The sequence below is a fragment of the Marinirhabdus gelatinilytica genome, from assembly GCF_003353425.1.
In the GTDB taxonomy this organism is placed as follows: Bacteria; Bacteroidota; Bacteroidia; order Flavobacteriales; family Flavobacteriaceae; genus Marinirhabdus; species Marinirhabdus gelatinilytica.
Window position 1 is genome coordinate 125,170 of sequence record NZ_QRAO01000002.1, and the last position, 24,511, is coordinate 149,680.

Here is a 24,511-nt window from a genome sequence, read left to right on the forward strand (position 1 = left end):
ATTTAAATTAAGAATACTATGAAAAAATCATTTTTAATCGTTGCTGTACTTTCGGCTTTCATTTTTACTTCTTGTAAGAACGATGCTTCGGAAAAAGTTAAAGAAGAAAACGTTGCAGCAGCAGCAGACAGAGACGAAAACGCAGGAAAGTTTCCAGTGATGCAGTTTGAGAAAACCGTACACGATTTTGGTACTATCGAGCAGGGAACAAACGTAGAGCACATATTCAAGTTTACAAACACTGGGGAAGCACCTTTGGTGATTGTAGATGCTAAGAGTAGCTGTGGATGTACAGTTCCTTCTTACCCAAAAGAGCCAGTAGCTTCTGGAGAGACAGGAGAATTGCTAGTAAAGTTTAACGGTAGTGGAAAAAACCAAGTAAGTAAGACCGTTACCATAACTGCAAATACCAAGGCCGGTAAGGAAACCCTACAGATTAAAGCGTTTGTAAACCCTAAGGATGGAGCTGCAACAGGAACTCCACTTAGCGGAAACTAAAAAACGTATAATCCCTTTTTATGGAATCATTACAGAGTTTTGCCCCACTTATTTTAATGTTCTTGGTTGTGTATCTTTTTATGATACGCCCACAAATGAAACGCTCTAAGAACGAGAAAAAATTTGCTCAGGACCTTAAAAGAGGAGACAGGGTGGTGACCAAAAGTGGAATGCACGGGAAAATCCTCGATCTTTATGACGATGGAACCTGCATTATCGAAACCGGTGCCGGTAAAGTAAAGTTTGAACGTTCTGCCATTTCCATGGAACTGAGCCAAAAACTGAACGAAGCCAAAAACTCAACGATCCAAAAAAAGTAAATAGCTTTATAAAACCGAAAAACCTCGCAATGAATGTTGCGAGGTTTTTTTATGCTGAAAATTTTAAACCATTACTTCTACTTCTCGGGAACTAGTTTTGCAATGTTCACGATCACTTCAATGGCCTTTAGCATACTCTCCACAGGAACATACTCATAGCGCCCGTGAAAGTTATGTCCTCCTGCAAAGATGTTGGGGCAGGGAAGGCCCATAAAGCTCAATTGTGAGCCATCTGTACCCCCACGAATAGGTTTTATAATAGGTTTAATGCCTGCTTGCTGCATGGCCTCTTCGGCAATGTCAACAATGTGCATCACGGGTTCAATCTTTTCCCGCATATTGAAGTATTGGTCCTTGATTTCAATGGTGACCACTTCTTTTTCGAACTGCGAATTTAACTCGTCTGCCAATTTTAGCATCATTTCCTTTCTGGCTTCAAAATGCTCCTTGTCATGGTCACGGATAATATACTGTAGCTTGGTGCTGTCCACCTCTCCCTCGATGCTGTACAGATGGAAAAATCCTTGTCTGTCCTCTGTGTGCTCCGGTGTTTCCAGTCTTGGTAGTGAATTTATATAGTCTGTAGCAATGTACATGCTGTTTACCATCTTCCCTTTAGCATAGCCCGGATGCACTATTTTTCCCTTTACGGTAACAACAGCACCTGCAGCGTTAAAATTTTCGTATTCCAACTCGCCAATTTGGCTTCCATCCATGGTATATGCCCAGTCTGCACCAAATTTTTCTACATCAAATTTGTGGGCGCCACGACCTATTTCTTCATCGGGCGTAAAACCTACCCGTATTTTTCCGTGTTTTATTTCAGGATGCTGGATGAGGTATTCCATAGCCGAAATAATTTCAGCAATGCCCGCTTTGTCATCGGCTCCCAAAAGGGTGGTGCCGTCTGTAGTGATAAGGGTTTGGCCTTTGTACAATAGTAGGTCGTCAAAATCTTTTGGGGAGAGCACAATGTTTTCGGCTTTGTTCAACACAATATCCCCACCATTGTAATTTTCGATTATTTGTGGTTTTACGTTGGCGCCGGTAAAATCTGGTGTCGTATCAAAATGCGATACAAAACCAATAGTGGGTACTTGTTTTTCAATATTTGATGGAAGCGTGGCCATGATGTACGCGTTTTCGTCTATCGTTACATCTTGCATGCCTATTTCCTTGAGTTCCTCCACGAGCGCATTGGCAAGATCCCACTGCTTTGCGGTACTGGGCGTGGTGTCACTTTCAGGGTTGCTTTCGGTATCTACGGTTACGTAACTTATAAATCGGTTAATGAGGTGTTGTTTTGCTATCATCTTATCTGAAATTTCAGTACAAATTAACGGAATAACCCAAACATGTTTAGCGGTTTTAATACTATTTTTGCATCATAACTTGCCATTATGTACAAATCTATACTACGTCCCCTGTTATTCAAAAAAGATCCTGAAGAGGTACATCATTTCACCTTCAATATGGTAAAGGGACTTCACGGGCTGGGTTTTGGGGGGATTTTCAGGAGTATATACAAAAAAACCGATGCTCGACTGGAACGCAATCTGTTCGGACTAACCTTTCCCAACCCTGTGGGTCTGGCAGCCGGTTTCGATAAGGATGCTAAGCTGTACAAAGAGTTGGCTAATTTTGGGTTTGGGTTTGTTGAAATTGGCACTGTCACCCCAAAGCCTCAGGAAGGGAACCCCAAGAAACGTCTATTTAGGTTGAAAGAAGACCAAGCCATAATCAATCGGATGGGCTTTAACAATGGCGGTGTTGCCGAAGCTGTAGAGCGCTTAAAGAAAAACCCGAAACCAGGTGAAAAAGGACACGTGTTGATAGGTGGGAACATTGGTAAGAACAAGGTAACCCCCAATGAGGAGGCTGTTAGCGATTATAGTATTTGCTTTGAAGCGCTCTTCGACTATGTAGATTATTTTGTGGTAAACGTAAGTTCCCCAAATACTCCAAATCTGCGAGCCTTGCAGGACAAAGAACCCCTGACAAAACTCTTGCAAACACTTCAGGATAAAAACAGTGAAAAACCACGGCGAAAACCCATCTTATTGAAGATTGCCCCAGATTTGACCAACGAGCAATTATTGGATATTATCGATATCGTTTCAGACACAAAAATTGACGGGGTAATCGCCACCAACACTACCATTTCACGAGAGGGGTTACAATCTGAAAACAAAACCGAAACAGGCGGACTGAGTGGAAAACCCTTGACACAACGGTCCACCGAAGTAATACGTTTCCTGTCGGAAAAAAATAATGGGGCATTTCCCATTATAGGAGTGGGGGGTATCCACTCTGCAAAAGATGCGTTGGAAAAACTAGATGCTGGAGCCAGCCTCGTGCAGCTTTACACAGGATTTATTTACGAGGGACCCTCACTTATCAAGCGTATTAATAATACGTTGCTTTCAAGGTCTTAGTGTATGGTAGAAATGCTTTTGTCTTTTTGCCTCGCAACTTTTGTATTGGCCATTTCGCCAGGGCCGGACAATATTTATGTGCTCACACAATCGTTGGCGCACGGCAGTAAAAGCGGTATTGCTACCACTGCTGGGTTGATTAGTGGGTGCATAGTGCACACGGTCCTGTTGGCATTCGGAATTTCGGCATTGATCACGGCCTCGCCCAATTTATTTTTTATCATCAAATGTGTGGGAGCTGGGTATTTACTGTATTTAGCGTATAAGGCATATCGAGCCGATGCTGGTATTTCGATTACCGAAAGCGATACCCCAAAAAAACCTGCTTGGCAGTATTTCAAGATTGGGGTGTTCATGAACTTGGTAAACCCAAAAGTGATGCTCTTTTATATTGCTTTTTTTCCAGCTTTTCTATGGAATCCTTCGGGAGATACCGTGCTTCAGTTTTTTATCCTTGGAAGTGTTTTCATGGTGGTTTCTTTCGTAGTGTTCAGTAGTATCGCGCTTTTGGCTGGAACCATATCAACCTATCTGCGAAGCCAAAAAGGGGTAGGGTTTTTTCTGAAATGGTTGCAGATACTGGTTTTTATAGGAATAGCTATTTTTATTTTTATTTGAAAATTCACAACTCGGTCTTTATAAATCGTGCTTCAAATAGTATCTTTGGAAGTGATGCAATATGTAAAGATAATAGAATGTCCCCGCGATGCCATGCAGGGCATAAAAGATTGGATTCCCACCCAAAAAAAGGTGCAGTACATACAATCGCTGTTACGCTGTGGTTTTGATACCATAGATTTTGGGAGTTTTGTCTCTCCCAAGGCCATTCCACAAATGAAGGACACCGCCGAGGTGCTTTCACAGTTGGATTTATCAAAAACCGAAAGCAAGTTACTCGCTATCGTTGCCAATGTTCGGGGTGCCAAAGCTGCCTTGATGCATCCAGAAATTCAATATTTGGGCTACCCGTTTTCAATATCGGAAAATTTCCAGATGCGCAATACCCACAAGACCATTGCACAATCTATCGAGGTTTTGAAAGAGATTTTAGAGCTCGCCGCCATTCAGGATAAAGAGGTCGTTACCTATCTTTCTATGGGTTTTGGCAATCCCTATGGCGATCCTTGGAATGTCGAGATAGTAGGAGAATGGGCCGAGAAGCTGGCCGAGATGGGTGTTACCATTTTATCGTTAAGTGATACGGTGGGTACTTCAACACCAGAAATCATTGAGTACCTTTTTTCAAACCTGATACCTGCCTATCCCAATATTGAATTTGGCGCACACCTGCATACCACACCCACTGCTTGGCACGAAAAGGTGAAATCTGCTTACGACGCAGGCTGTCGCAGGTTCGATGGGGCTATACAGGGCTTTGGCGGATGTCCCATGGCAAAGGATGATCTCACGGGAAATATGCCCACCGAAAAAATGCTCAGTTTTTTTACTGCTGAAAAAGTAGATACAAACATCAATCCCATGAGTTTTGAAAGTGCCCATAATGAAGCTACTAAAATCTTCACCAAATACCACTGATGAATATGAAACTGAAATCGAAGTCTAACGGTACCCTGGAGAGGGGCAAGAGGGGTGTTTTATCTAACATCTTTTCTCTCTACATTCTTTTCTCAATTCTCTCTCTTCTTACTTTCAGCTGCAAACCCCCTTCCTCAACTACAAAGGCAAAAGACACCAAGATCACCTTTAAGATTGTGCAGATGAACGATGTATACGAGATAGCCCCCCTTGGAGGTGGGAAATACGGCGGTCTCGCACGGGTGGCGCACGTGGTAGATTCCATAAAGATTAAAACCCCAAATACATTTCTTGTAATGGCGGGCGATTTCTTGAACCCGTCACTGCTGGGAACCGTAAAGGTAGATGGTGAGAGGCTTCAGGGAAAACATATGATCGATGTGATGAACGCTATGGGAGTGGATCTTGCAACGTTTGGAAACCACGAATTCGATATTGATGAAACAGACTTTCAAAAAAGGTTGAACGAATCTAAATTCGATTGGACATCGGCCAATGTGTTTCAACAAACCGAAGCAGGACCAACAAGTTTCCATGTTATCAAGAATGGGGATTCCCTGCGAATTCCGGACACGTTTACATTTCAGATAAAGAAAGCAGATACCACAGCGTTGGAGGTGGGCATCTTTAGCGTTTCCATAGATTCCAACCCGAAAGACTATGTGTATTACAGTGACTATCTCTTGGAGGCGCAAACGGCATTTACGACCCTTAAGGTTAAGAAAAGTGATGTAATCCTTGGGCTCACACACCTAAGTCTATCCCAAGATATTGAAGTGGCAAAAACACTGGAGGAGGTGCCATTACTCATGGGTGGCCACGAACATAATAATATGTTGGTACCCGTAGAAAACACAACCATTGCCAAGGCCGATGCCAATGCCAAAACTGTGTTTGTCCATACCTTTGTGTACGATCTAAAAACCAAAAAACTAACCATATCACCAGAATTGTTTCCTATAACCGATGCTGTAGCATCAGCCCCGAAGGTACAAGCGGTAGTTGACAAATGGAACGCCATACTGGATGAAAAAATAAAGGAAGTAATCGCTAACCCCAATGAGGTGATTTATGATGCAACCCCGCCCTTGGATGGTACCGATGCCGCTAACCGCAGCAAACAAACCAACTTGGGGCATATCATTACCAGAGGAATGGCCTATGCTTATGAGGATGAAGTGGATTTGGTTTTTGTAAATGGAGGCTCCTTTAGGCTGGACGACATGTTACAGGGTAATATCACCAGTCTCGATATGTTCAGGGTATTACCCTTTGGGGGGAGTGTGTTAAAAGTTAAGCTGAAAGGTAGTTTGCTTACAAAAGTGTTGGACTATGGTGAAACACAAGCAGGTACGGGAGCCTACTTGCATCGCTATCTGGTTGATAGGGGCCCCACGAGCACCCCTTGGTTGGTAAATGGCAAGCCCATCGAGGATAAAAAAATATACACCGTTGCCACAAGCGATTTTCTGCTGAAAGGTTTTGATATCCCTTTCTTGACTCCTGAAAATGAAGGCGTGGTCGAAGTGTATGAACCCTCAGAGACCCAATTGGCCGGGGACATTCGTAAGGCAGTGATAGTGTCTCTAAAGGAAAGCAATAAATTCTAGACCTTTTAATTAGAATTGTTCTAAATAATATTTAGCTTTGCACTTTAAAACCCTAACAACATGAACAAATTTCTAAAATATTTCTTATTGCTGGCCCTCACAGCATTTGTAGTCATCCAGTTTATACGTCCCGAAAAGAACAACGGAGGCTATGAAAGCGTTATGGCCTTTGAGAAAGAAACCAACCCCAGTGCCGAAGTAGCCGATATCTTAAAAACCAATTGTTACGATTGCCATAGCAACCAAACGCAATACCCTTGGTATGCAGAGATTGCCCCTATTTCCTTCTGGCTGGACGAACATATCGAGCACGGAAAGGGACATTTTAATGTTTCGGAATGGGATAGTTACTCCACAAAAAAGAAAGACCATAAACTCGAAGAACTTATAGAATTTGTAGAAGAAGGTGAAATGCCACTGGATTCCTACACGTGGTTACACGGCGATCTCTCTGAGGATGAAACCAAGCTCCTCCTGCAATGGGCTGGGCTTACGAGACTTAAGTATAAAGAAAAACTTGAAGTTTCCCTGAACCCATAACAGTCCTTATTTTTATTTAAATTTATTCTAAATAAGCTTGTGTGTTTTACACAGGCTTTTTATTTTTGCGCTGAAATAATCAATTATCTATATTCAGTCTAAATAAATTTAAAATGAAAAGAATTTTTTTCTCTACCCTAATTATAGCAGCAATCTTTACCTCCTGTTCCTCAGACGACGATGCGGGAACCCCTATTTCTGAAAACGTAGAAGCCCCAGCAACCTATACTTTTGAGCGTGACGGACAATCTACCGTTTCCTTCAGTGGACAGACCACAAGAATCCTAATGGCTGGAGAACTTGTTTCGGCTTTCAACGATTTCGATAATGCTACCCAAGAATCCCTTCAGAATATGTTTGCCCACGTTGAGGGTGCTGAAGATTTCAGTGATCCAGATTTAAATGCTTCTGATAAGAGTGTACGTAGCAAAACAGCTGCTTCTAAAGACTTTTTTGGAGCAAATGCTACCGAGTCTTCACAAATTAAAGCAACTTTCGACGGGTACATCGCTACACAGATCAACGAAGTGTTCCCAAATCAAAATGTAGCTGCGACTCCTGGCGTTGCAGGACAGATTGCAGATGGCTCTTCTGCTAGGTACGTTACAGGAAATGGGTTGGAAATGAACCAAACCTTCGCCAAGGGGTTGATTGGTGCCCTAATGGCAGACCAAATGCTGAACAACTATTTGGGAACGGCCGTGCTGGACGAAGCCGATAACCGTGAAAATAATAACAATGATGTAACGGCCGAAGATAAACCATACACCACCATGGAGCATAAATGGGACGAGGCGTATGGATACCTTTTTGGTGCCAGTACCAATGCAGCAAATCCACTTCAAACGCTAGGTGAGGATGATGCTTTTCTCAATAAATATCTTGGAAGGGTAGAGGGAGATAGCGATTTTGCAGGAATAGCCCAAGATGTTTACGATGCCTTTAAGCTGGGACGTGCGGCAATTGTTGCAAAGAACTACGAGGTGCGTGATGCACAGGCTGAAATTATCCGTGAAAAGATTTCAGAAGTGATCGCTATTCGCGCTGTACATTACCTACAAAGCGGAAAGACAGCTATAGAGAACCAAGATTTTGGGGCAGCATTCCACGATCTTTCTGAAGGATACGGTTTTGTGTACAGCCTTCGATTTACCAGAAACAATCAAGATGATATGTCTTATTTCAGCAGAAGCGAAGTAGATGGGTTTATAGAAGATATAATGACGGAAGGTCCCAACGGGCTTTGGGATGTAACACCCGCCACTCTGGATGCAGTATCAACGGCCATAGCTGCCAAGTTTGACTTTACGGTAGCACAAGCCGCAACAACAGATTGAATTTGAAGTAGCCAAAGCAACCTATTTCTATGTAAAGAAATAGGTTGCTATTTTGTATTTTTGCACCCCCTAAAAAAGATCCGATGACAAGAAAAATTTTGATACTTTTTGCCTTTATAGCAGTAGCTTACGCGTGTTCCGAAAGTGACGATACGGGTTCTCCAGGCACCAATGACTCGTTTGACCGCTCCTTAATGCTCGTACATTGGGCAGACAACATTATTATTCCTTCTTACCAAGATTTTGTACCCGCAACGGTTAATTTAAGAACAAGTACAACTATTTTTGTGGATGAGCCTACGAGTACAAGCTTGAACGATCTGCGCCAAAAGTGGGAAACAGCGTACCTTTCTTTTCAAAATGTCTCAATGTTCGAGATTGGCCCGGCCGAAATGGTTCGATTTCGCGATAGGATGAATACCTATCCAACAAATATTTCTGAAATCTCACAACTCATCGCAAATGGCACCTACGATTTCAGCCTACCTTCAACCAACGATGCCCAGGGGTTCCCAGCAATGGATTACTTGCTCAATGGACTTGGTGACGATAGCGAAACATTGGCGTTTTACACTACCGATACAAATGCCGAAGCCAACCGAAATTTCTTGGCAGATCTTGCCAACGCTATACATACACTCTCTGAAAATGTACTGGCTGATTGGTCCAGCAGTTTTCGTGACGATTTTGTGAACAACGACGGATCGTCTGCCTCTGCTTCGGTAGATAAGTTGACCAACGATTATATCTTTTATTATGAAAAAGCCCTTCGTGCGGGAAAAATAGGGATTCCTGCAGGTGTTTTCTCTAACGACCCACAACCCCAAACGGTGGAAGCTATGTATGCTGAAGATTTTTCAAAAGCATTGGCAATGGAATCTCTGCAAGCCACCGAGCGCTTCTTTAAGGGACAATCCTTTAATGGAAACCAAGTAGGACCAAGCTATGAAGCCTACCTTGATTTTTTAAATACCATTAAGAACGGTGAAGATTTAGGTAGTTTGATAAACAGCCAGTTTACCAAAGCAAAAACCGAGCTGAACGAACTGGACGACAATTTTGTGAACCAAATCGAAACGGACAATTCAAAAATGCTTGAAGCATACGACGAGCTGCAACGTAATGTAATCTTGCTGAAAGTGGACATGCTACAAGCTTTGAGCATAGATGTAGATTACGTGGATAGCGATGGTGACTAATGAAACCACTACTTGAAAAATATATGGAAAAGAGTACGGAGGCCGCCCCACTGGCGGTCTTTCGTATTTTTTTTGGTGTAATGATGTTTTTCAGTATCGTTCGCTTTTGGGCCAATGGGTGGATTTCAACATTATACATCGAGCCTGAATTCCATTTTTCTTATTACGGTTTCGAATGGGTAAAACCAATGGGAGCTTTTACGTATGTTTTGTTTGCTGTTTGTGGTCTTTCAGCCATAGCGGTTTCAGTGGGGTATAAGTACCGTATAGCCATTGTTGCCTTCTTCTTGAGTTTTACGTACATCGAGTTGATGGACAAGACCACCTATCTAAACCATTACTACTTTATAAGCTGTTTGGCCTTCCTCATGATTTTTCTGCCTGCTGAAAGATATTTTTCCGTGGATGCAAAACATAATCCTGAAAAAGCCAGTTTTTATGTACCACAATGGACCATCGATACCATTAAGATCTTGTTGAGCATGGTTTACCTTTACGCCGGTCTCGCAAAATTGAACAGCGACTGGCTCCTAAAGGCAATGCCACTAAAAATCTGGTTACCTTCAAAATACGATATCCCGTTTCTTGGAGATTTGTTACAGCAAGAGTGGGTGCACTATGCTTTTAGTTGGGGCGGTGCTGTTTACGATCTTGCTATCCCATTCTTGCTATGGAACAAAAGAACACGCTGGTTTGGTTTTGCTTTAGTGGTTGTTTTCCACGTATTGACCCGCGTATTGTTTCCCATAGGGATGTTCCCATTCATTATGATAGTGAGTGCGCTCATCTTCTTTAATGCCGGGTTTCACCACAAGGTGCTATCTTTCGTTTCAAGGATGTTCAGGATTTCAAAAGATATTTGGGATGCGGAAATCAATACAGTAAAAGTTACTTCATCCAGAAGCTTTCAGTTTTATATAATTGCTGGATTTTTGGTGTTTCAGCTCTTGTTTCCGTGGCGCTATATACTGTACCCGGGCGAACTCTTCTGGACCGAGGAAGGCTACCGTTTTTCGTGGCGTGTCATGTTAATGGAAAAAGCTGGCTACGCCCAATTTAAAATAAGGGACGGAGAGACTGGAAAACAATTTTTGGTCAATAACAGCGACTTTCTGAATCCTTTTCAGGAAAAACAAATGAGTTTCCAACCAGATTTTATCGTAGAATATGCACACTTTTTGGGAGAACATTTCAGCAGTCAGGGACACGAGAATTTGGAAGTATATGTAGAGAGTTACGTCGCACTCAATGGAAGATTGAGTAGGCCATACATTAACCCCGAAGTAAATTTATTGGAAGTAGAAGATACTTTTGCACCAAAGGATTGGATACTTCCGTTCAACGATACTATAAAAGGACTTTGATTAAAAGACCTTTCAGGTTTTTAAAACCTTGAAGGGACTGGGAAAAAGAATATATAAATGAAATTGAAACTAAGTATCCTACTTATCCTCATTGCCGCTACGGTTTCAGCACAAATAACCCTTCGCGGAACTATTAATGCTGAAGCTACCGGAGCCCCCATTGCCAATGCTGAGGTATATATAACCAACCTTTCAAGAAGCACCACGACAGATGCCGAGGGAAATTATGTTTTTGAAGATCTTCCACAGGGAAGCCATACCATAGTGGTCTTTAGTTTTGAATATGAGATTGGAGAAAAAACGGTACAGCTTTCCGGAACGACACAGCTTAATTTTAGATTACCACTTTTGGGCGAAACACTTACCGAAGTACTCATCACCAAACGTAAAGAACGCATTTTTGCATTAAAGCAACTCCGTGATGTAGAGGGTACGGCAATCTATGCAGGAAAAAAGAACGAGGTAGTTGTAATGGATAATCTCACGGCTAATATTGCCACGGGTAATGCCCGCCAGATCTATGCCCAAGTAGTTGGGCTTAATATCTACGAAAACAATGATGCAGGGTTGCAATTGAACATAGGTGGAAGGGGGTTGAATCCCAACCGTACCTCCAATTTCAACACACGCCAAAACGGTTACGATATTTCTGCCGATGTCTTGGGCTATCCCGAAAGCTATTATACCCCTCCTGCCGAAGCCATAGACCAAATAGAGGTTGTGCGTGGTGCAGCCTCATTACAGTACGGAACCCAGTTTGGGGGCCTCATAAATTTTAAGCTGAAGAAACCCAACCCCAATAAAGAAATTGAATGGATTTCACGCCAGTTTTTGGGCAGTTACAATCTGTTTACCAGTTTCAATAGCTTGAGTGGCACCGTAGGTAAGGTGGGGTATTATACCTACTTTAATTACAAAACTGGAAACGATTTCAGGCCCAACTCACAATTTGACAGCTACAACGCCTTTGCAAAGGTGGCTTACGAAATTTCAGAAAAGACAAAGCTAACCGGCGAGTTCAGTTTTTTGGATTATCTGGCACAACAGCCCGGAGGTCTTACCGATAGCCAATTTGAAGAAGACCCAACCTTCAGCAACCGTACCCGCAACTGGTTTAAGGTAAACTGGAAGTTGTATTCGCTATTGTTGGAGCATCAATTTTCAAAGAAAACTGAGATGAGCCTAAACCTCTTTGCCTTGGACGCCTCCCGAAAAACAGTAGGATTTCGTGAAAATCGTGTGTCACAGGTGGACAATCTTGACGCCCCACGAGAGTTGATCGTGGGACAGTTCAGAAACTGGGGTGCTGAGGGTCGTATCATTACCCGTTATAATCTGCTCGAAAACGAGAACACAATTCTATTGGGCGCTAAATATTACCAGAGCAACAACCAAGAACGCCAAGGGCCAGGAACCAATGGTAGTGATGCCAACTTCAGTTTTGCAGATGCCGAATTTCCCAACTATGCAAGACAGAGTGATTTTACGTTCCCAAATGTGAACGTTGCATTATTTGCTGAAAATATCTTTCAGTTCTCCGAAAAATTTTCAGTGACACCCGGGCTCCGTTTTGAATACATAAAAACCGAAAGTGAAGGAACCTACAAACAGATAAATTTTGACAATGCTGGGAACCCTATCTTAAACGAGACCATCCCCGACAACCGAACGTTTGATCGCTCGTTTGTCCTCGTGGGAGTAGGATTGAGCTATAAAGTGAGCAAAAATTTAGAGGCCTACGGAAATTTTAGCCAGAATTACCGCTCGGTTACCTTTAACGATATCAGGATTACCAATCCGTCGCTCACCGTGGACCCAAATATCACAGATGAAAAAGGGTTCACTGCAGATCTGGGAGTGCGTGGCACTTTTAAAAACGTAGTACGGTACGATGTGGGCACATTCTTTTTGAGCTATGAAGATAGGCTAGGGGTGATCTTGCGAGCTGTGAGCGATATACAGCAGGAGCGCTTCCGTGGAAATATTGGTGATGCCGTGACGTATGGTGTGGAAAGTTTTATAGATTGGAATATCTGGAAAACATTTTCAGCTAACGAAAATTTCAGGCTCAATGTGTTCTCAAATGTAGCGTTGACCGATAGTGAATACACTTCCTCCCAAGAAAACAATGTAGTGGGCAATAAGGTAGAGTTCATCCCCAATGTCAACTTAAAAACTGGGATTGGGTTTGGTTATAAAAATTTTTTGGGAAGCTTGCAGTACACCTACCTAAGCAAGCAATTTACCGATGCCACGAACAGTGAACGCGATTTTACAAGCCAGAGCGGTATTGTAGGGGAGATTCCTGCGTACGACATTTTGGACCTATCGATACGTTATACTTACAAAATGTTCCGTCTGGAAACAGGGATAAATAACTTACTGGACAATCGTTATTTTGTACGAAGGGCAACGGGCTACCCAGGGCCGGGGATTATTCCCAGCCAACCCAGAACGTGGTATGCTGGGTTGCAGTTTAAAATTTAGGCATTTGCCTGCTGTGGTGCCCAAGCAGCGCATAGCATTCCTGGAGCAGCTTTGTCCGGGTTGGCACAATCACTCTCTTCGTAGCGGGCGCAGGTCACGCAATTACGGTCGTCCTTGAGTTGAGTTTTCATTTCAAAACTGTCACAGGTATAGTGGTTGTTCACCATTACCTTATGAACGGAGCAAACGTCCCCCTCCATTAAATTATCACAGTTTATACAGTTGTGTGCGAGTCTAATAGCCATAACAATTTTTTTCAAATTCAATTTAAATTTATGGTACTTAGCATTAAGAACAAATATAAATAGCTGTTTTAAAGGAATTTGTATTTAGATTGATTTAAGATAGAAGGGATTAAGTTCAATTTTTGATTGTAATGGTTTTGGAAAAAAACTAAATCTTCGATTTTGAAAAATTGATATAGATTTAAATTTTAGTAAATTGACTGAAATTTTAATTCATGAAGAAAATATTATTGTTACTTATAGTGCTATTGTGTTTAGCATGTGGCGCTAAGAAACCTACTATTTTGAGCAGTTCGTCAAACCCCATGGCAACTTCACTGGATTATGAACCATTTATTGATGTGTCTGAATATTCCACAGACAAAGAATATGGTTTGGTAGAGGATAAACCTATTAAAGTGGGTGAAAAAAGCGCTATAAACCAGAGGCGCTATATTGCCTCGTTAGCTGGTCCAGAAGGTCAGGTACTGTCATTTTACCGAGTGGGGAGTTGCTGTCCCTATGCTAGTGAAAATGGACTGAGTGGTACTGCGCTTGTAGATGTTTACTCTGTCACTTACAAAGGCTTAAAAAAGCCTATTATGCTTTACATCAGTTTTTATGATTTTGAGACCTTAATGATACCAGAGGGTTTCACAAAGCGTGAGATATAGCGTTGAGGTATTGTGAAATTACGGGCAAAGTTTCTTTATTCTATTGACAGAATGACCATTTCCTAATTTATTTAAGTATATTTGCACGCAATTAATAGGTAACCACTTTCCATACTTCAGGAAGAAAATTTAATTGCGATGACTGCACACAACAACAAAATTCTAGGCGAAGGTTTAACGTATGACGATGTACTGCTGGTACCCGCCTTTTCCGAAGTATTGCCCAGAGAAGTTTCTATACAAACAAAATTTTCCCGTAACATAACCTTGAACGTCCCCATAGTATCCGCTGCAATGGATACGGTTACCGAAAGCGCCATGGCCATAGCTATAGCCCGTGAAGGTGGAATAGGGGTGCTGCACAAAAACATGACCATTAAGCAGCAGGCGGCAGAGGTTCGTAAGGTGAAACGGGCCGAGAGCGGGATGATACAAGACCCTGTTACGCTTAAAAAGAACAATACGGTTGGCGATGCCCAAAATACTATGCGCGAATACAGCATTGGCGGAATACCAATTGTTGACGATGCAGGAAAGCTTATAGGTATAGTAACCAATCGCGACCTGCGATTTGAGAAAGACTACGAGCGCAAGTTGGAGGATATCATGACTTCTGAAAATTTGGTTACCGTAAGCCAGGGAACATCTTTAAAAGATGCTGAAATAATCCTCCAAGAAAACAAGATCGAAAAACTGCCAGTCGTTGAAGAGGACGGAACCTTGTTGGGGCTCATCACATTTCGTGACATTACCAAACTTACCCAAAAACCAATCGCAAATAAAGATAACTACGGAAGGTTACGCGTAGCAGCGGCATTAGGGGTTACCGCAGATGCCGTACAACGTGCCGAAGCCTTGGTAAACGCACAAGTGGACGCCGTGATCATTGATACGGCACACGGGCATACAAAGGGCGTTGTACAAGTATTGAAAGAGGTAAAAAAGAATTTTCCGGAACTTGATGTAGTGGTAGGGAACATCGCAACTCCCGAAGCTGCCCAATATCTAGTGGATGCTGGGGCAGATGCCGTTAAAGTGGGGATTGGCCCTGGGTCTATTTGTACGACACGCGTGGTCGCAGGGGTTGGGTTTCCTCAGTTTTCAGCAGTGCTTGAGGTTGCTGAAGCCATTAAAGGTACCGGTGTGCCAGTGATTGCCGATGGAGGTATCCGGTATACAGGAGATATCCCAAAGGCCATTGCAGCTGGGGCAGATTGTGTAATGCTGGGTTCTTTATTGGCAGGAACAAAGGAATCTCCAGGCGAAACAATTATCTACGAAGGGAGAAAGTTTAAGAGCTACCGCGGAATGGGATCGGTAGAAGCTATGAAAAAAGGCTCTAAAGATCGTTACTTCCAAGACGTGGAGGATGATATTAAAAAATTGGTGCCAGAAGGCATTGTGGGGCGCGTGCCCTATAAAGGCGAACTCGTAGAGAGCATGACACAGTTTATTGGCGGACTTCGTGCCGGGATGGGATACTGTGGCGCTAAGGACGTTGAGACCTTAAAGAAAACAGGTAAGTTCGTAAAAATTACTTCCTCAGGAATCCACGAGAGCCACCCGCATGATGTGACTATTACCAAGGAGGCGCCTAATTATTCTCGTTAGAAGTCCCGCGGTACAATTGACCTCTATTCGGTTTCAGGCGAATACGGAGTTCATCCATCATATTTTTTGCAACCACTAGATAGGCGATATAATGCAGGTCGTTCACCTTTTCAGTATCGCAAATGGTATCTTGTAGACCTTCAGTTTCAGCAAACTCCTGTAAATGTTTGGCGTGATGTGTTGCAATGGGTTCGGCATTGGGACCTCTAAAATCCCAGATGAGTTTTATGCGCTCCATTAGTTCTCTTCGGCTACAGAAGTCCCGTTTTCAACAAAACTCTTAAAATCCTCCATATATTTTTTCGATTGTTTCTTAAAGGCACCGGGCATCAAGAAGCCCATCAGTTTCATGCCAAAACCTTTAAACTGAAATTCGCTTTCGCTTATCCACTTGGTAGTGTTGCTGTCTACCTCGTGAAAATAATTGTTCTGTATGTTGTGCACACCTTTGGCGCTATAAGTGGCGTGAAACGCTGTCGGGAAATCGTTTTTAATAATCGTTTCGGTTAGCGCCATATCCCTTTTGCCCATTTTGTAATGTAATTGCATCTGGGCACCTTCTTTGCCTGGGGCACCTCTAAGTTGTTCGTAGCTTATGAGCCCGCGCTGCCAATGCTTCATGTTTTCGGGATTGTCCATTTTTTCGACTACTTCGGTTCTTGGCCTGTTTATTGTTATCTCTGTTGTGTATTTCATGGTATATGTATTACTGCATACAAGATACAAATTTTTAAGATCTATAAATTTTCGACGTACTATTTACAACTTAAAAACGTTTCACGAAATAGCACAACAAAGCGCTATAATTTGTTATTTTTGCACACTTTAAATAAAACATCTTATTCCATATGAAAAGAAATCTTGGCTTATGTATCGGTTTTTTATTTGTGACAACTATTTTTTTGGGTCAACAGAAAAAGGATGTGTTGTTGACCATAGATGGAGATCCCGTTTATGCTTCTGAATTTACCAGGGTTTACCAAAAAAACCTTGACCTTGTTCAGGATGAGAGTCAAAAATCTGTTGAAGGGTATCTAGACCTGTTTATAGACTATAAGTTAAAGGTTAAAGAGGCCTACGAACAAGATTTGGACGAGAAAAAAGAGTACCAAAAAGAGTTCAAAAAATACCAGGAACAGCTATCGAGATATTATATCTATGAAGATAATGTGACCAAAGATTTAGCAAAAGAAGCCTACGAACGTGGGCTCGAGGAGATTGAGGCATCACATATTTTAGTTACATCTTCGTATGCAGATGTACCAGAGGACACCTTAAAGGCCTATACTAAAATCAAAAACATTAGGGACAGAGCCTTGGCAGGTGAGGATTTTGAAAAACTGGCCAAAGAAACCTCAGAAGAACCCAATGCAGATAAAACTGGAGGGAACCTTGGGTATTTTTCAGTTTTCTCGCTAGTGTATCCTTTTGAGACCGAAGCTTATAATACAAAGGTTGGAGAGGTGTCCAATATCGTTAGGACACGTTTCGGCTATCATATAATTAAAGTTCACGATAGGAGGGAAAGGTCCACTCAACGAACCGTATCCCACATAATGATTTCCGATAGGGAAGACGATACCCGCACCTTCGATCCGGAAGAGCGTATCAATGATATTTACAAGTTGTTACAGCAGGGACAGACCTTTGAGGACTTAGCGAAGCAATATTCCGAAGATAAAGGTTCTGCCGGTAATGGCGGTAGGCTGAGACCCTTTCGAAAAGGAGAGATAAAAGCAAAGGTCTTTGAGGACAAGGTGTTTGCCATAAAAACCCCGGGGACCTATACCGAACCTTTCAAAAGTGTAGTGGGATGGCATATCGCACGCCTAGACTCTATTCACGGAAAGTCAAGTTTCGAAGATGAAAAAGCCGAATATGAGCGTCGTGTCAAGGACGGTTCTAGATCGAAAATAGTAGTGGCAGCTGTTGCCAATACCATAAAAGATAAATATGGTTTTGAAGAAGGAGCTCCGTATCTGGATTATTTTGAAGACTTCATAGGAGAAGACCTTGTAAAGAAAAGATGGGAGTATACGCCCGTACCCGAAGAAGACGATAAAGTGATCTTTACCATTGGCGACCGCAAGCACTATTTTTCAGATTATGCTGAATATATTAGAGAATTTCAACGTGTAATGCGAAACTTTGGCAGTGTGCGCGACGCTCTATTGTATTTTTATGATATGTTCGAGGCCGAAAGTGCCAAACAATACTACAAGGACAAGTTGGAGGAAGAAGACCCAGAATATGCCGGTGTTATCACAGAATACAGGGATGGTCTTCTTATTTTCGATTTAATGCAAACAAACATCTGGAACAAGGCAAAAAAAGATACCGTTGCCGCAAAAGCATATTATGAGGCTAACAAGGAGCAGTACCAGTGGAAGAAACGAGTGGGTGCCGTAGTGGTAAACAGTACCAATGCTGTTTCGGCACAAAAGGCAAAACAGATGCTAGAAAATGGGGAAACTGTTGAAGCCATCAAAAAACAATTGAACACCCCTGAAACCGTAAACGTAATTATTAGCGAGGGTAAGTTTGAAGAAGGTGCCAAGGAATTACCAGCTGGTTTTAGGATGGAACAAGGAATTTTTGAAACAAAGGATCAAGATGGTCGTTATACTATTGTAAAGGTCAACCAAGTATTGCCGCCCACCACAAAAGAGTATGAAGATGTTAGGGGACGGGTCATGACAGCACTACAGCAACAACTTGAAGAAGATTTCATGGACAACCTCCGTAACAAATACAATGTAGAAGTGCGTAAAAAAACCTTAAAAAAGCTGAAGAGAAAACTAGATAAGTAATGAAGGTATACTTTATCCTGTTTATAGTGTCTCTAGGCTTTGTAAGTTGCGATTACTTTAAGTCTAACGAGACCCTCGTGCCTATAGCTAGGGTAAACAACAGTTACCTCTACAAAGAGGATATAGCAAAACTAATTACCGAGAACACTTCAAAAGAAGATAGCACACTTATTGTAAATAGCTACATAAACCGTTGGGCTACGCAGCAGCTGTTTATGGACCAGGCCATCATCAATATTTCCGAAAACAAACAGGAGGTCTACAATAAGTTGATTGAAGACTACAAACGGGACCTCTACACCGAAGCCTATAAAAACAAAATAGTGGGCAAGCAATTGGACAGTACCGTCTCTCAGCAGGAACTATTGGTTTTTTATGAAGAGAACAAAGATAACTTTAAGTTGAACGAGGAGTTGTTCAAAGTACGCTATATACACGTGGCCGAAGGTTATAACAATCTGGATAGGACTGCGAAAAGGCTCGAGACCTTCGCCGAAGAGGACCTAAAGATGCTAAATAGCGAAAGTATAAAGTACAAGGCTTTTAACCTTAACGATTCCATTTGGGTGAAACGCAGCGCTTTACTCGAGGCCCTGCCAGTGCTTAATACAGTTGATGACCAAAAACTAAAAAAGTCTAATTTTTTCCGTGTACAAGACTCATTAGGAGTATATTTGGTGAAAATTGAAGATAAACTAAATCCTTCAGACACTGCACCATTACCATACATAGAACCTACCATAAAACAGGTGATTCTCAACAAAAGAAAATTGGAACTCATAAAAAAAATTGAAAAAGACATTACAACAGATGCTATTAAAAACAATAATTTCGAGATATATGAAGATGAATAGAACACTGTTCCTTATCACCTTACTTTCTACTTTTGCAATGCAAGGGCAGGATAGTTTGGTAAGCAACATACAAGAAGTTACGCAGGTTGCAGATACAGTAAAAAAGGTTCCACAACGTTACAAGGTAGAAGGAGTAGCAGCAGTGGTTGGAGACTATGTTGTGCTGGATAGCGATATAGATAAGGGATACCTTGAGTTCCAGCAGCAAGGTGTTTCAACCGAAGATATTACACGGTGCCAACTTTTGGGAAAGTTAATGGAGGATAAGCTCTATCTCCACCAAGCGGTACAGGATAGTATTGTGGTGGGCGATGCCGAAATTAACCCAGAAGTAGACCAACTTATGCAATACCTTACCGCTGAAATTGGTAGCGAGGAAAAACTACTGGCTTTTTATAGAAAGAACACCCTTCCCGAATTGAGGAGCGAATTGTTCGAGGCCAGAAAAAGCTTGAAACTAGCTGGAAGAATGCAGGCCAAGGTAGTAGAGAATGTAGAGATTACCCCAGAGGAAGTACGAGAATTTTTCTTTGCGATCCCAGAGGACGAACGCCCTGTATTTAGTGCAGAAGTAGCCGTGGCACAAATAGTTGTAGAGCCAGAGATCACTAAGGAGGCCAAACAAACCGCAATAGACAGGCTAAACGAAATGCGACAGGACATTCTTGAGAATGGAGTGAGTTTTGCTACAAAGGCGGGATTATATTCAGAGGATGGCTCTAAGACCCGTGGAGGACTCATTGAAGGTGTGAAGCGCAACTCACAATATGTAAAAGAATTTAAAGATCAGGCATTCTCTTTGTTGGAAGGCGAAATAAGCGAGCCTTTTGAAACACAGTTTGGATTTCATATACTTAAAGTAGATAAAATTAGAGGACAGGAAGTAGACGTTCGCCACATTCTTGTATACCCTGAAGTACCTCAGTCCAGTATAGATGCTGCAAGAGAGAAGATTGAAACCGTTCGTAAAGCAATTGTGGACAGTACCATAACCTTCAAAAACGCAGCTATTCAATATTCCGAAGAAGAAGACACCCGTAACAATGGTGGCCAACTCGTAAACCCAGTTACGTACGATACTTGGTTCGACCTAACTAAAATGGACCCTGAGCTAAGTGCCAAGGTGTACAACCTAAAACCGGGCGAGGTATCCAAGATCTTTGTGGAGCGCGACCGTACCGGAAAGGCAAGTTTCAAGATTTATACGGTAACCGATAGAAAAGAAGAACACCCAGCCGAATACGTCACAGATTATGAGCGTATAAAGGAACTGGCGTTAAAGGAAAAACAAATCAGGGCAATTGAAGACTGGCAAAATAAACAGATAAAAGAAACTTACGTAAACGTTAACGAAGACTATCAAGAATGTGAGTTTTCTAGCGATTGGGTGAAAACAAGTAATTAAAATATATTATGGGAGACGTAGCGGCAGTAGAGCAACTCGTAAAAAAATATAACGCACTTAGGCAAGAGATAAAAAAAGTAATTGTAGGACAGGACGAAGTAGTAGAGCAGGTCTTGCTGTCTATCTTCTCGGGAGGTCACGCATTGCTCATTGGTGTGCCGGGACTGGCCAAAACATTGCTCGTAAATACTGTTGCCCAAGCATTGGGGCTTAACTTTAAGCGAATCCAGTTTACGCCAGATCTTATGCCCAGCGATATCTTGGGTTCTGAAATCTTAGACGAAAACAGAACTTTCAAATTTATTAAAGGTCCCATTTTTGCCAACATCATCTTGGCCGACGAGATTAACCGAACCCCTCCCAAAACACAGGCAGCACTTCTGGAAGCAATGCAGGAAAGAGCCGTAACGGTGGCAGGGCACCATTACAAGTTGGACCTGCCATATTTCGTGCTGGCTACCCAAAATCCAATTGAACAAGAAGGAACATACCCATTGCCAGAAGCACAGTTGGACCGTTTTATGGTAGCAATTAATCTGGACTACCCAACTTTCGCTGAAGAAGTAGAAGTAGTAAAAACTACTACAGGAGGTACTACCCAACAGGTAGATGCTCTTTTTTCTGCTCAGGAAATAATAGACTATCAGGAACTCATAAGAAAAATTCCTGTGGCGGATAATGTTGTTGAGTACGCAGTAACCTTGGTGGGCAAAACAAGACCAAAAAGTCAAGCAGCGCCGGAAATTGTAAAAAATTACATAGATTGGGGAGCAGGGCCAAGAGCTTCACAAAACCTTATCTTGGGAGCAAAGGCCAATGCAGCACTACACGGAAAGTTCTCACCAGATATCGAGGATGTGCAAAAAGTGGCCATTGGTATCTTGCGCCACCGTCTCATCAAAAACTACAAAGCAGAGGCGGAGGGGCTTACCATCGAAGAGATCATCACAAGTTTGTACTAGACACAGCCATACATAAAGAACAAACTTCTTCTTTTACTTTATTTTGAATTTTTGTTAAGAGCCTACTTATTTAGTAGTAGTTAGAGTTGCTATTGGGATTTTTAAGTTTCTTTTAAGAGAAATGGGTGCCTATTTTCATACTTTATCATTACCAATTTAATAAAATTAATTCAACAAAATTGATGATTTATTAATTTTAATGAATAAAAAGTGTCGTTTTTTAAAAAATATTCAGCAAATTCACTAAAGTGTTGGTGTATTTTTAAAAGATAACCAATTTCATTACTTTTGCATGAGTTTCAAAACAGCAAAGACTGTTTAGAAAATACATCAAACCAAAAAATAAAATATATGGCTTTCGATATAGATATGATCAAAGAGGTATATGCCCAAATGGCCGAGCGTGTGGACAAAGCACGTGAGATTGTGGGTAAACCTTTAACCCTTTCAGAAAAAATACTTTATAACCACCTTTGGGACGGGATGCCCACTAAGGCATTTACCAGAGGTAAGGATTATGTGAATTTTGCACCAGACCGTATCGCTTGTCAGGACGCAACTGCCCAAATGGCCTTGTTGCAGTTTATGCAAGCAGGAAAGGACAAAGTTGCAGTGCCCACGACCGTACACTGTGATCACTTGATACAGGCCAAACAGGGTGCCAAGGAAGATTTAAAGAGAGCCAACGAAACCAGTAACGAAGTTTTCGATTTTCTAGAGTCGGTTTCCAATAAATATGGGATTGGTTTCTGGGCACCGGGCGCAGGGATTATTCACCAAGTGGTTTTAGAAAATTACGCCTTTCCCGGCGGGATGATGATAGGGACCGATAGCCATACCGTTAACGCAGGTGGTTTGGGAATGGTTGCTATAGGAGTAGGTGGGGCAGATGCCGTGGATGTAATGGCAGGAATGGCTTGGGAACTTAAATTTCCCAAACTCATAGGGGTTAGGCTAACTGGAAAATTGAGTGGTTGGACAGCCCCAAAGGACGTAATCCTTAAAGTTGCTGAAATCTTGACCGCTAAAGGAGGAACCGGAGCTATTGTCGAATATTTTGGCCCTGGCGCAAAAGCTATGTCCTGTACAGGAAAAGGGACCATTTGTAATATGGGTGCCGAAATTGGCGCGACTACTTCTACTTTTGGTTATGACGACTCTATGGAGCGCTACCTAAAAGCCACGGAAAGAGCCGATGTTGCCGAAGCAGCCAATAAGGTACGCGAATACTTAACGGCCGATCCTGAAGTATATGAAAGCCCAGAAGAGTATTTCGATCAAGTGATCGAGATTAACCTATCAGAGCTTGGTCCTTTGCTCAACGGTCCTTTTACACCAGACCTTTCTACCAACGTAGGAAAAGAAATGACCGAAAAGGCCACTAAGAACGATTGGCCAATACAGGTAGAGTGGGGATTGATAGGTTCTTGTACCAATTCAAGTTACGAGGATCTTTCCAGAGCATCCTCCATAGCACAACAAGGGATTGACAAAGGATTAAAAATTAAATCGGAATTAGGGATCAATCCAGGTTCAGAGCAAGTACGCTACACTGCCGAACGTGATGGTATCTTGGGAATCTTTGAGGATTTGGGAGCTAAGATATTTACAAATGCCTGTGGCCCCTGTATTGGCCAGTGGGCAAGGTACGAGGATCCTAAAAATGCACCAAAGAACAGTATTGTGCACTCCTTTAACCGAAACTTTGCAAAAAGAGCAGACGGAAACCCTAATACACACGCTTTTGTGGCATCGCCAGAATTAACGGCGGCAATTTCCTTTGCAGGACGTTTGGATTTTAACCCAATGACCGATACGCTCATAAACGAGAACGGTGAAGAAGTAAAATTTGAAGAACCTACAGGCTGGGAGTTGCCACCAAAAGGATTTGCTGTAGAAGAAAATGGATACGTAGCACCTAGGGAAGACGGTAGTAGTGTTGAGGTAAAAGTTGCTGAAGATAGCGAGAGACTCGAGCTATTAACGCCTTTTGAGCCTATTAAGGATGAAGACTTGAGCAATGTAAAGTTATTGATAAAGGCCTTCGGAAAATGTACTACAGACCATATCTCAATGGCAGGACCTTGGTTACGCTATAGAGGACACTTAGATAACATTTCCAACAACTGTTTGATCGGTGCCGTGAATGCATTCAACAAAAAGACAAATTTTGTAAAGAACCAATTGGACGGTGAATACGGTGGTGTACCTGATACACAGCGTGAATACAAAAAGAAAGGTATATACACCATAGTAGTGGGAGACCACAACTACGGCGAAGGTTCCTCAAGGGAGCACGCGGCAATGGAGCCTCGTCACTTGGGAGTAGCGGCAGTACTGGTAAAGAGTTTTGCCCGTATCCACGAAACAAATCTTAAAAAGCAGGGTATGTTAGCGCTTACGTTCGAAAATGAAGCAGACTACGATAAGATCCAAGAGGACGATACCTTCAATTTTGTTGATATTGCTGAATTTGCTCCAGACAAACCACTAATCTTAGAGGTGACCCACGCAGATGGTTCCAAGGACACGATCAAGACAAACCACACCTATAACGATGCACAAATTGGTTGGTATAGAGAAGGTTCGGCCCTTAATATGATAAAGAAGCAAAATGCCTAACAAAAAAAAGCCCATTTTTAAAA

At 42.2% G+C, this 24,511-nt stretch carries 22 protein-coding genes; 18 read left to right on the forward strand and 4 right to left on the reverse strand.

All coding sequences use genetic code 11. The features are described from left to right. Positions 1-18: 18 nt before the first annotated feature. Both C8D94_RS06620 and yajC read left to right on the forward strand, forming a co-directional pair. A complete protein-coding gene (locus C8D94_RS06620) occupies positions 19-498 on the forward strand; it encodes a DUF1573 domain-containing protein (RefSeq protein WP_115123152.1) in 480 nt (159 codons plus the stop codon). A gap of 20 nt (positions 499-518) precedes the next feature. Continuing rightward, a complete protein-coding gene (gene yajC / locus C8D94_RS06625) occupies positions 519-818 on the forward strand; it encodes a preprotein translocase subunit YajC (protein WP_115123153.1) in 300 nt (99 codons plus the stop codon). 77 nt (positions 819-895) lie between these two features. Here yajC and pepT read toward each other — a convergent pair whose 3' ends face one another. Next, positions 896-2,131 (reverse strand): peptidase T, encoded by a 1,236-nt coding sequence (gene pepT, locus C8D94_RS06630; protein WP_115123154.1) that lies wholly within the window; start codon positions 2,129-2,131, stop codon positions 896-898. A gap of 87 nt (positions 2,132-2,218) precedes the next feature. Between pepT and C8D94_RS06635 the strand changes: the two genes are divergently transcribed. The 9 genes from C8D94_RS06635 to C8D94_RS06675 all read left to right on the forward strand — a co-directional run bounded on the left by C8D94_RS06635 (position 2,219) and on the right by C8D94_RS06675 (position 13,326). Beyond that, positions 2,219-3,253 carry a quinone-dependent dihydroorotate dehydrogenase gene (locus C8D94_RS06635; protein ID WP_115123155.1) on the forward strand — a complete coding sequence of 345 codons (1,035 nt, stop codon included), beginning with the start codon at positions 2,219-2,221 and terminating at the stop codon, positions 3,251-3,253. A gap of 3 nt (positions 3,254-3,256) precedes the next feature. Continuing rightward, positions 3,257-3,871 (forward strand): LysE family translocator, encoded by a 615-nt coding sequence (locus C8D94_RS06640; protein WP_115123156.1) that lies wholly within the window; start codon positions 3,257-3,259, stop codon positions 3,869-3,871. 54 nt (positions 3,872-3,925) lie between these two features. Then, positions 3,926-4,789, forward strand: a complete 864-nt coding sequence (locus C8D94_RS06645) for a hydroxymethylglutaryl-CoA lyase (protein ID WP_115123157.1) — start codon at positions 3,926-3,928, stop codon at positions 4,787-4,789. Between the two features lie 5 nt (positions 4,790-4,794). Further along, on the forward strand, positions 4,795-6,399 hold the full coding sequence (locus tag C8D94_RS06650; protein ID WP_115123589.1) for a bifunctional metallophosphatase/5'-nucleotidase: 1,605 nt from the start codon (positions 4,795-4,797) through the stop codon (positions 6,397-6,399). Positions 6,400-6,459: 60 nt separating this feature from the next. Beyond that, entirely contained in the window at positions 6,460-6,939 is a 480-nt protein-coding gene (locus C8D94_RS06655; protein ID WP_115123158.1) for a heme-binding domain-containing protein, read from the forward strand. A gap of 113 nt (positions 6,940-7,052) precedes the next feature. Continuing rightward, on the forward strand, positions 7,053-8,276 hold the full coding sequence (locus C8D94_RS06660) for a DUF4856 domain-containing protein (protein WP_115123159.1): 1,224 nt from the start codon (positions 7,053-7,055) through the stop codon (positions 8,274-8,276). An 83-nt stretch (positions 8,277-8,359) separates the two neighbouring features. Then, on the forward strand, positions 8,360-9,475 hold the full coding sequence (locus C8D94_RS06665; RefSeq protein WP_115123160.1) for an imelysin family protein: 1,116 nt from the start codon (positions 8,360-8,362) through the stop codon (positions 9,473-9,475). Beyond that, complete coding sequence (locus C8D94_RS06670; protein ID WP_115123161.1) at positions 9,475-10,839, forward strand: HTTM domain-containing protein; 1,365 nt, start codon at positions 9,475-9,477, stop codon at positions 10,837-10,839. The genes C8D94_RS06665 and C8D94_RS06670 overlap by 1 nt, the downstream gene beginning before the upstream one ends. 57 nt (positions 10,840-10,896) lie before the next feature. Beyond that, positions 10,897-13,326 (forward strand): TonB-dependent receptor, encoded by a 2,430-nt coding sequence (locus C8D94_RS06675; RefSeq protein WP_115123162.1) that lies wholly within the window; start codon positions 10,897-10,899, stop codon positions 13,324-13,326. On the opposite strand, the gene C8D94_RS06680 is transcribed toward C8D94_RS06675, so the two are convergent. Next, positions 13,323-13,571 (reverse strand): hypothetical protein, encoded by a 249-nt coding sequence (locus C8D94_RS06680; protein WP_115123590.1) that lies wholly within the window; start codon positions 13,569-13,571, stop codon positions 13,323-13,325. The two genes, C8D94_RS06675 and C8D94_RS06680, sit on opposite strands and share 4 nt — an antisense overlap. A 215-nt stretch (positions 13,572-13,786) precedes the next feature. Between C8D94_RS06680 and C8D94_RS06685 the strand changes: the two genes are divergently transcribed. Further along, positions 13,787-14,224: a 2-dehydro-3-deoxyphosphooctonate aldolase gene (locus tag C8D94_RS06685; protein ID WP_170134731.1), complete on the forward strand. Its 438-nt coding sequence runs from the start codon at positions 13,787-13,789 to the stop codon at positions 14,222-14,224. Positions 14,225-14,362: 138 nt separating this feature from the next. Next, complete coding sequence (gene guaB, locus C8D94_RS06690; protein ID WP_115123164.1) at positions 14,363-15,835, forward strand: IMP dehydrogenase; 1,473 nt, start codon at positions 14,363-14,365, stop codon at positions 15,833-15,835. Here the strand turns inward: guaB and C8D94_RS06695 are convergent. After that, positions 15,819-16,073 (reverse strand): hypothetical protein, encoded by a 255-nt coding sequence (locus tag C8D94_RS06695; RefSeq protein WP_115123165.1) that lies wholly within the window; start codon positions 16,071-16,073, stop codon positions 15,819-15,821. The genes guaB and C8D94_RS06695 overlap by 17 nt on opposite strands. Further along, positions 16,073-16,531, reverse strand: a complete 459-nt coding sequence (locus C8D94_RS06700) for an SRPBCC family protein (protein WP_115123166.1) — start codon at positions 16,529-16,531, stop codon at positions 16,073-16,075. The genes C8D94_RS06695 and C8D94_RS06700 overlap by 1 nt, the downstream gene beginning before the upstream one ends. A 206-nt stretch (positions 16,532-16,737) precedes the next feature. Between C8D94_RS06700 and C8D94_RS06705 the strand changes: the two genes are divergently transcribed. From C8D94_RS06705 to C8D94_RS06725, 5 genes are all read left to right on the forward strand, one after another. Beyond that, a complete protein-coding gene (locus C8D94_RS06705; RefSeq protein ID WP_170134732.1) occupies positions 16,738-18,645 on the forward strand; it encodes a peptidylprolyl isomerase in 1,908 nt (635 codons plus the stop codon). Further along, the gene (locus C8D94_RS06710; RefSeq protein WP_115123168.1) at positions 18,645-19,499 is read left to right on the forward strand and encodes a peptidyl-prolyl cis-trans isomerase; all 855 of its coding nucleotides are present in this window, start codon (positions 18,645-18,647) and stop codon (positions 19,497-19,499) included. Before C8D94_RS06705 ends, C8D94_RS06710 begins: the two co-directional genes overlap by 1 nt. Continuing rightward, positions 19,486-20,904 (forward strand): peptidylprolyl isomerase, encoded by a 1,419-nt coding sequence (locus C8D94_RS06715; protein ID WP_245946217.1) that lies wholly within the window; start codon positions 19,486-19,488, stop codon positions 20,902-20,904. Before C8D94_RS06710 ends, C8D94_RS06715 begins: the two co-directional genes overlap by 14 nt. 8 nt (positions 20,905-20,912) lie before the next feature. Beyond that, positions 20,913-21,866, forward strand: coding sequence for an AAA family ATPase (locus tag C8D94_RS06720; RefSeq protein WP_115123170.1), 954 nt, complete (start codon positions 20,913-20,915; stop codon positions 21,864-21,866). Positions 21,867-22,217: 351 nt separating this feature from the next. Then, entirely contained in the window at positions 22,218-24,488 is a 2,271-nt protein-coding gene (locus C8D94_RS06725) for an aconitate hydratase (protein ID WP_115123591.1), read from the forward strand. The last annotated feature ends 23 nt before the right edge of the window (positions 24,489-24,511 follow it).